Raw genomic sequence first — 7,798 nt, 5'->3', positions numbered from 1 at the left:
GACGGAAGGTGACCCCCTCGAGCGCGACCAGCGCGGGGGCGGCCGGCACCGTCCGGGGCTGATCGGGACCCGCTGCGGGGCCCGCGGCGAGGCGCGGCGGATCACCCGCCGTCCCGATGCCGTAGCGGCGCAGTCCTGCCCGGCGGGCCTCCGCCAGGTGACCCGCGAACATCGGGCGGCCGTCCGCGAGCGCCAGGACGCGGGCGTCCTGCGGCGCGGTCCGGGGCAGCATCGGTTCGCAGACCACGACCGCGGTCCCGTCCCGCCGCAGGGCGGCCAGGGCTGCCGCGATGTCCCGTACCGCGTCGGCGTCGAGACCCTGGAAGGGCTCGTCGAGGACCAGTACGCGCGGGCGCTGGACCATCGCCGCGGCGATGAGGGTGCGCTGGAGCTGGCCGCCGGACAGCCGGCGCGGGTCGCGGTCCAGGAGCGGGGTCAAGGCCAGGGCAGCGGCGATCTCGTGCACCCCGTCCCGCAGCCGACCGGTGGGGATGCCGCGATTGGAGGGGCCGAAGGCGATCTCCTCACCGACGGTGGCGCACATCATGGACAGCTGTCCCCACGCGCCCTGCGCCACATAGGCGACGTGCGTGCTCCAGGCCGCGGGGTCGACGCGCGGGTCGGTGGGCGCACCGGCACAACGGATCGTCTCGCCGTCGAGCGTGATCGATCCGCGGAAGACCGAGCCCGCGGCCGCACCGGTCTGCCCGGCGAGCAACCGGGCCAGCGTCGTCTTGCCCGAGCCGGAGGCTCCCGCGACGACCAGGTACTCCCCCGGGCCCACGGTGAGGGCGACGTCGGCGAGGACGGGCACGCCCTCGTCGTAGGCGAAGGATTCGCCCTCGAGGCTGATCATGCGGCGCCCGGGCCGACGAGCCAGGCTACGGAGAACACCCCGACCGCGACGACCATGGCACGCCGCACACCCCGCTGGCGGACGGTGTCCGTGTCCGGCAGGTAGCTCGTGCGTGTCACACCGGACGAGAAGCTGCGGGCCTCGAGCATGGAGTTGCGCTCGGCGGCATCCACGAGGAGGCCGATGACCAGCGGTGTCAGGACGGCCAGCAGTGCGCGGACGCGGGACACCGGACCGCGTCCGACGACGAGTCCGCGCGCCTGCTGCGAGCGCGTGATCTGCCGTGCACGCATCGCGACGTGCGGGATGAGCCCGATGGCGGAACCCACGACGAACACCAGCTTCCGATTCCACCCGCGGTGCGTCATGGTGGCCAGGAGCTCGGGGATGTCGAGCGTCATCGCGGCCGGAAGCAGCACCCCGGCGAACACGCCCATGCGCAGCCCCATGGCGGCGGCGAAGGACAGGCCCTCCGTCGTGACCCGGGCGATCCCGAGGTCGAGCAGGACAGTGCGGCCCTCGGGATAGAACAGGCCGTGCAGCAGCAGGGACGACAGGACGAGCGGTCCCGCCACCAGGAGGACCGCCAGGCCGATCTGCCGGGGCCTGCCGGACACCAGGACGGCGGGCACCACCACGAGCACGAGGACCGCGAGGGAGAACTCCCAGCGGTTCACCACGAGGACGAGGACCACCAGCAGGACTGCGGCGAGCAGCTCGGTCAGCGGGTTGTAGATCCTGCGGCGCGGCATGGGTCAGGCGGCGCCGGCGTCGTTCCCGTTCGCCGATCGCGCGGGCGTGCCGGTCCTGGCGCCGAGGACGCGGTGGGCGCGTGCGAAGGGGAACTGGCGCACCGCACGCGGCGGGAGCGCATAGACGACGAGCGCCACGAGGACGAAGACCACGACCTTGTCCAGCGAATCCGACAGCAGCCCCTGCTTGGTCGCTGCGACCAGCAGCTTGTCCCCCATCGAGCGGAACACCGCGATGATCGCATTGGTCCCGAAGGTCCCTGCCGCGCCGAACATGAAGACGGCCACCGGTGCGGCCACGAGTCCGCCGATCGCCCCGACGACGAGGCCCGCGACCGGCGCCAGGTACACCCTGCGGAACGCACCGTACTTCGCCGCCATGCCGGCGAGCAGCCCGATGAGTGCGGCGCCGGCCGCGAAGGGCAGTGCGAACGGGTTGAAGAGCCCCCAGATGGCGTTGCTGATCGCTCCGGTGGCCGCTCCGGCAGCGGGACCTGCGAGGACGGCGACGAGGACGGTCCCGATCGCATCGAGGTAGATCTGCAGGCCCAGCGTCCCGGCCACCTGCCCGATGGCGATGTTCAGGGCGATACCGAGGGGCATGACCACGAGCGAGCTGGTGCTCAGCATCGGCAGGATGCCGCCGACCAGGAGCGCACCGCCGCCGAGGAATCCGAAGAGGGAGACGAGCGACGCCGTGCTGCCCATGCCGCCGGCGATCTCCGCGGGCTGGACGATCACGAGGAACAGGTAGGTGGCGACGATGAGTGCTCCGCCGAGGGCGAGGAGCAGGCGTCGCGGCCGCTGCACGGCGGTGCCGGCTGCGAGGGTCAGGGATGAACTCACGATATTCCTTGGGCGCGATGGACGGGGAGGACGCACCTCATGTCACCTCGGCGCCGGCCGCGCGGCGGTGCGGGCAGCTACCAGTGTACCGGGGCCCCGCCGCGAGCGTCGGTCCCGGCGACCGGCCGTGCCTCCGGACGGCGGTGGCCCGCAGCTGGAAGCCATGCCCTGCCGAAGGCACGGGCGGACACCCTCAGCCGTGCATCCTCGCCAGGTCCGACAGGCGGCGGACCATCACATCGAACACCGCCGCCGGGTCGTTGCGCGTGATGATCCGGGCGTTCGGCGCCCGCTTCCACATCCCGGCGACGTCCGCGACCGTCTGCCCGAACGTCAGCGGGGACTCCGTCTCGACGTCGACCGTCGCGAGCCGCTCCTCGAATCCCGCCTCGCCGGTCGCCACCATCGCCGCGAAGAGGTCGTGCAGGTGGGCGATGTAGCCCTGGTCGTACAGCCGGTGGAACTCCATGTAGAAGCGGAGGGCGTCGGAGATGCAGGCGACGACGGCGTTGTCGCTGCCACTGCGGGTGCCGTCGGGGTCGTCCGGGTCCAGGACCTCCGGCGCCGCGCCCGCCGCCTGCGCGACGGCGTCGACGTGGGCGGGGGTGCACTCGATGCGCTCCGTGGTCTCGAGCGCGCACACCACGGGCAGCTTCTCCAGGGGCAGGCCCTCGTAGGCGGCGAAGACCTCCTTGGCCGCGTGCGGGTCCACATGGGTGTTCCACTCCGCCACCGGTGTCGTGTTCCCCGGATGGTGGAACGCCCCGCCCATGATCACGAGTCCTTTCAGGAGCATCGGGAGATCCGGCTCCGCGCGCAGGGCCAGGGCCAGGTTGGTGAGCGGTCCCGTGACCAGTCCGGTGATCTGCCCGGGGTGGCAGCGCACCGCGTCGAGCCACACGTCCACCGCGTGCCGGGAGGAGATATGCCCGCGGGGGGATGGAAGAACCGCGTAGCCGATCCCCTGGTCGCCGTGGGTCTCCTCGGTCGTGACGAGGGGGATCTCGAGCGGGACCTCGCTGCCGAGGGCCACCTCGATGCCGGCACGGCCGCACAGCTCGAGCAGGGCCAGATTGTTGATCGCCACCTGCTGCGCGCCGACGTTGCCGGCCGTGCAGGTGATGGCCTCGATGCTCGTCCCCGGGGTGGCGAGCAGGTACAGCAGGGCGACGGCGTCGTCGATACCCGTGTCGACGTCGAGCAGGAGCCGCGTCCGGTGGTCCGCCACGCTCAGTCCGCCGCGGTGGTGCGGAGCAGGTGCAGGCGGAGCGTACGGGCCTTCTCGAGGTGCGTGCGGGCGATGGCACGGGCGTCGTCGCTGCGCCGATCGGTGATCGCACTGATCAGCGCCTCGTGCTCGACGAGCACTTCCTGCCAGCGGTGCCCGACGGACAGCGTGGAACGGGGCGTGTGGATGAGGTGGGTGGAGAGCCGCTGCAGGAGGTCCATCAGGATGGGGTTCCGGGCCGCGGACCAGAGCGAGGTGTGGAACTCGAGGTTGTTCGTGACCTTGGTGGTGTCGTCCGGGTCGACGACGCCGCGGTCCCGTTCCAGCAGCGCCTCGAGCCGCATGATGTCCGCGGTACCCCGGTTGAGGGCCGCCTGCCCGGCGGCCTCCTCCTCCAGCATGACCCTCAGGTCGTAGATTTGGATGACTTCCTGGGGGTCGATCTGCGGCACCTGGAGTCCCCGCGCCGCCCGTTCGAGCAGGCGCTCGTGCTGCAGCCTGCTGAGGGCCTCACGGACGGGCGTCCGCGAGACGCCGAACCGCTCGGAGATGACCACTTCGCGCAGTGCCGTCCCCGGCGGGTGGACGCCGGCGAGGATCTCGCTGCGGAGGACGCGGAAGATGGCGTCGCCGTCCACGCGCGCCGATAGATCGGTGGACTCTGCCATGGCGCCCCCTCGGTTCGTCGTGGTTCGGGTGGGCAGGGCAGGTGCCCTGCAGACGGTCCGGGCCGGGAGGTGGTACCCCCGGCCCGGAACCTCGTGGACGCTAGCTCGCGAGCTGGCGCAGCACGTACTGCAGGATGCCGCCGTTGCGGTAGTAGTCCGCCTCGCCCGGCGTGTCGATGCGCAGCACGGCATCGAACTCGACGGCGGAGCCGCCGTCGGCCGGGGTAGCCGTGACCTTCACCGTGCGGGGCGTACGGCCCTCGTTGAGCTCGGTGACCCCGCTGACCGCGAAGGTCTCCGTGCCGGTGAGGCCCAGGGACTCGGCGTTCTGGCCTTCGGGGTACTGCAGCGGCAGGACGCCCATGCCGATCAGGTTCGACCGGTGGATACGCTCGTAGCTCTCGGCGACGACGGCCTTGACGCCCAGCAGCGCGGTGCCCTTGGCCGCCCAGTCACGCGACGAGCCGGAGCCGTACTCCTTGCCGGCGAGGACCACCAGCGGCGTGCCGGCCGCGCGGTAGTTCTCGGCGGCGTCGTAGACGGCGGCCTGCGGCGCGTCCGGCTGCGAGAAGTCCTTCGTGAACCCGCCCTCGACGCCGTCCAGGAGCTGGTTCTTGATGCGGATGTTCGCGAAGGTGCCGCGGATCATGACCTCGTGGTTGCCACGGCGCGAACCGTAGGAGTTGAAGTCCTTGCGCTGCACGCCCTTTTCGGTCAGGTAGCGGCCGGCCGGGGTGTCCGACTTGAAGGATCCCGCGGGCGAGATGTGGTCGGTGGTGACCGAGTCGCCGAGCTTCAGGAGCACGCGTGCGCCGTCGATGTCCTCGACCGGGCTCGCCTCGCGCTGCATGCCCTCGAAGTACGGTGGCTTCCGCACGTAGGTGGACTCGGGATCCCAGGCGAAGGTCGCGCCGTCGGGCGTGGGCAGGGACTGCCACCGCTCGTCGCCCTCGAAGATCGTCGCGTAGCTCGACGTGAACATGTCCTCGTCGATCGAGGAGTCGATGACCTGCTGGACCTCGACCGGGTTCGGCCAGATGTCCTTCAGGAAGACGTCGTTGCCGGCTTCGTCCTGGCCGAGGGGCTCGGTGTCGAAGTCGAAGTCCATGGTGCCTGCCAGGGCGTAGGCGACCACCAGCGGCGGCGACGCCAGGTAGTTCATCTTGACGTCCGGGTTGATCCGGCCCTCGAAGTTGCGGTTGCCGGACAGGACGGCCGTCACGGCGAGGTCGTTGTCCTGGATGGCCTGCGAGATCTCGTCCTCCAGCGGACCGGAGTTGCCGATGCACGTGGCGCAGCCGTAGCCGACCGTGAAGAACCCGAGCTTCTCGAGGTACGGGATCAGACCCGACTTCTCGTAGTAGTCGGTGACGACCTTCGAGCCCGGGGCCACGGAGGTCTTGACCCACGGCTTGGACACGAGGCCCTTCTCGACGGCGTTGCGCGCCAGCACGGCGGCGGCGAGCATGACCGACGGGTTGGACGTGTTCGTGCAGGACGTGATCGACGCGATGCTCACGGCACCGTGGTCCAGCTCGAACTCGCGGCCGTCCTTCATGGTGACCGCGACCTTCTTCGACGGCCGAGTGGAGCCGGCACCCGCTCCGACGGTCTCGCGGGGCTCGGAGTTCTCGTCCGTGACCGACGACGTCGTCCCGGGCGTGAAGCTCGGCGAATCCGATGCCGGGAAGCTCTCCTGCGAGGACTCGTCCACGGTGCCGCCCGGAGCGAACGTCAGGTCGGGGTCGTTCGAGTAGTTGCGCAGGTCCTCGCGGAACTGGTCCTTGGACTTGCTGAGCTCCACGCGGTCCTGCGGGCGCTTCGGTCCGGCGATCGACGGGACGACGGTCGAGAGGTCCAGTTCGAGGTACTCGGAGAAGCGGATCTCGCGGGACGGGTCGTGCCACAGGCCCTGCTCCTTGGCGTACGACTCCACGAGTGCCACGTTCTCGGCCGGGCGGCCGGTGAGGCGCAGGTAGTCGAGCGTGACGTCGTCGATCGGGAACATGGCGGCGGTGGAACCGAATTCGGGGCTCATGTTGCCGATGGTGGCGCGGTTGGCGAGCGGCACGGAGGCGACGCCTTCGCCGTAGAACTCGACGAACTTGCCGACGACGCCGTGCTTGCGCAGCATCTGGGTGATGGTGAGGACGACGTCGGTCGCAGTGGCGCCGGCGGGGATGTCACCGGTGAGCTTGAAGCCGACGACGCGTGGGATGAGCATCGAGACGGGCTGGCCGAGCATCGCGGCCTCGGCCTCGATGCCGCCGACGCCCCAGCCGAGCACGCCCAGGCCGTTGACCATCGTGGTGTGGGAGTCGGTGCCGACGCACGTGTCGGGGTAGGCACGCATCACGCCGTCGACCTCACGGGTCATGACGGTGCGGGCCAGGTACTCGAGGTTGACCTGGTGGACGATGCCCATGCCCGGCGGGACGACCTTGAAGTCGTCGAACGCGGTCTGTCCCCAGCGGAGGAACTGGTACCGCTCCCCGTTGCGCTGGTACTCGATCTCCATGTTGCGCTCGAGGGCCCCGGCATTGCCGAAGGCGTCGATCTGCACGGAGTGGTCGATGACCATCTCTGCCGGGGCGAGCGGGTTCACACGCTTGGGGTCGCCACCGAGGTCGGCGACGGCCTCACGCATCGTTGCGAGGTCGACGACGCACGGGACGCCGGTGAAGTCCTGCATGATGACGCGCGCGGGCGTGAACTGGATCTCCGTGTCGGGCTCGGCCGCCGCGTCCCACTGCGCGAGCGCGCGGACGTGGTCGGCCGTGATGTTCGCGCCGTCCTCGGTGCGGAGCAGATTCTCCAGCAGCACCTTGAGGCTGAACGGGAGGTTCTCGGCGCCCTCGACGGCGCTCAGCCTGAAAATTTCGTAGTGGGCGCCGGCGACGTCGAGTACGCCCTTCGCGCCGAATGAGTCCGCGGTCGACATGACGTTGGCTCCCTTCAGAGAGATTGTGGAATAGCCCCATCCTATTCCACGTCCGGCGTCATTGTATACAGTCGTACACCGCGCGGGTGGCCCTCCTGCAGTGCGTCGAGGAGGGCGGACCCCTAGGCGTCGTGCCGCACCCTCGCATGTCGTTCGGGTGTCTCCTGCAGTCCCAGGAGGAGCTCGTCCTGGTCCACCGATTCGGCCCGGCTGTGGTCCACCACGGGCCCGGTCCCGGCGATCTCCCGGATGAGTTCGATCCCGGCGATCGCCTCTTCCTTCGAAGCGTAGAAGGTGGATACTGCCACGAGCGTTCCGTCCGGAGCGGTCAGTTTCACGCGGAAACCGTCATCGTGAGCGTCCACCAGTTTGAAGTAACCTGCCATCGTCCTACCTCCTTGTAAGGGGCATCCTTCGTCACCTGCGGTCCCTTATCATAAGCATACTTACCGACCTTCTCCCCGCCGTCCCGGCATCGGGAGAGGACAGGGTCTGGACAAGCGGCCG

At 70.0% G+C, this 7,798-nt stretch carries 7 protein-coding genes; all 7 read right to left on the bottom strand.

What is annotated here, in order from left to right; translation table 11 throughout:
* A partial coding sequence (locus CVO76_RS04925; protein WP_208740973.1) for an energy-coupling factor ABC transporter ATP-binding protein occupies nucleotides 1-856 on the bottom strand: 856 nt, incomplete at its 3' end.
* Complete coding sequence (locus tag CVO76_RS04920; protein WP_208740972.1) at nucleotides 853-1,608, bottom strand: energy-coupling factor transporter transmembrane component T; 756 nt, start codon at nucleotides 1,606-1,608, stop codon at nucleotides 853-855. The genes CVO76_RS04920 and CVO76_RS04925, both read right to left, overlap by 4 nt.
* Before the next feature lie 3 nt (nucleotides 1,609-1,611).
* Entirely contained in the window at nucleotides 1,612-2,454 is an 843-nt protein-coding gene (locus CVO76_RS04915; RefSeq protein WP_347876225.1) for an ECF transporter S component, read from the bottom strand.
* Nucleotides 2,455-2,647: 193 nt separating this feature from the next.
* Nucleotides 2,648-3,682, bottom strand: coding sequence for a nucleoside hydrolase (locus CVO76_RS04910; protein WP_208740970.1), 1,035 nt, complete (start codon nucleotides 3,680-3,682; stop codon nucleotides 2,648-2,650).
* Between the two features lie 2 nt (nucleotides 3,683-3,684).
* Nucleotides 3,685-4,350: a GntR family transcriptional regulator gene (locus CVO76_RS04905; RefSeq protein ID WP_133082903.1), complete on the bottom strand. Its 666-nt coding sequence runs from the start codon at nucleotides 4,348-4,350 to the stop codon at nucleotides 3,685-3,687.
* Between the two features lie 100 nt (nucleotides 4,351-4,450).
* Entirely contained in the window at nucleotides 4,451-7,291 is a 2,841-nt protein-coding gene (locus tag CVO76_RS04900; RefSeq protein WP_208740968.1) for an aconitate hydratase, read from the bottom strand.
* 122 nt (nucleotides 7,292-7,413) lie between these two features.
* Nucleotides 7,414-7,677, bottom strand: a complete 264-nt coding sequence (locus CVO76_RS04895) for a YegP family protein (RefSeq protein ID WP_133082905.1) — start codon at nucleotides 7,675-7,677, stop codon at nucleotides 7,414-7,416.
* Between the last annotated feature and the right edge of the window lie 121 nt (nucleotides 7,678-7,798).

Source organism: Arthrobacter agilis (assembly GCF_002953615.1).
Taxonomy (GTDB): Bacteria; Actinomycetota; Actinomycetes; order Actinomycetales; family Micrococcaceae; genus Arthrobacter_D; species Arthrobacter_D agilis_B.
Note: the sequence above shows the minus strand (reverse complement) of the source record. Positions and strands in the feature narration are given on the sequence as shown.

Bases quoted from the DNA above. Each gene is read 5' to 3' on its own strand.
- CVO76_RS04920 (WP_208740972.1), bottom strand. From the start codon at position 1,608: ATGCCGCGCCGCAGGATCTACAACCCGCTGACCGAGCTGCTCGCCGCA.
- CVO76_RS04905 (WP_133082903.1), bottom strand. From the start codon at position 4,350: ATGGCAGAGTCCACCGATCTATCGGCGCGCGTGGACGGCGACGCCATC.
- CVO76_RS04900 (WP_208740968.1), bottom strand. From the start codon at position 7,291: ATGTCGACCGCGGACTCATTCGGCGCGAAGGGCGTACTCGACGTCGCC.
- CVO76_RS04895 (WP_133082905.1), bottom strand. From the start codon at position 7,677: ATGGCAGGTTACTTCAAACTGGTGGACGCTCACGATGACGGTTTCCGC.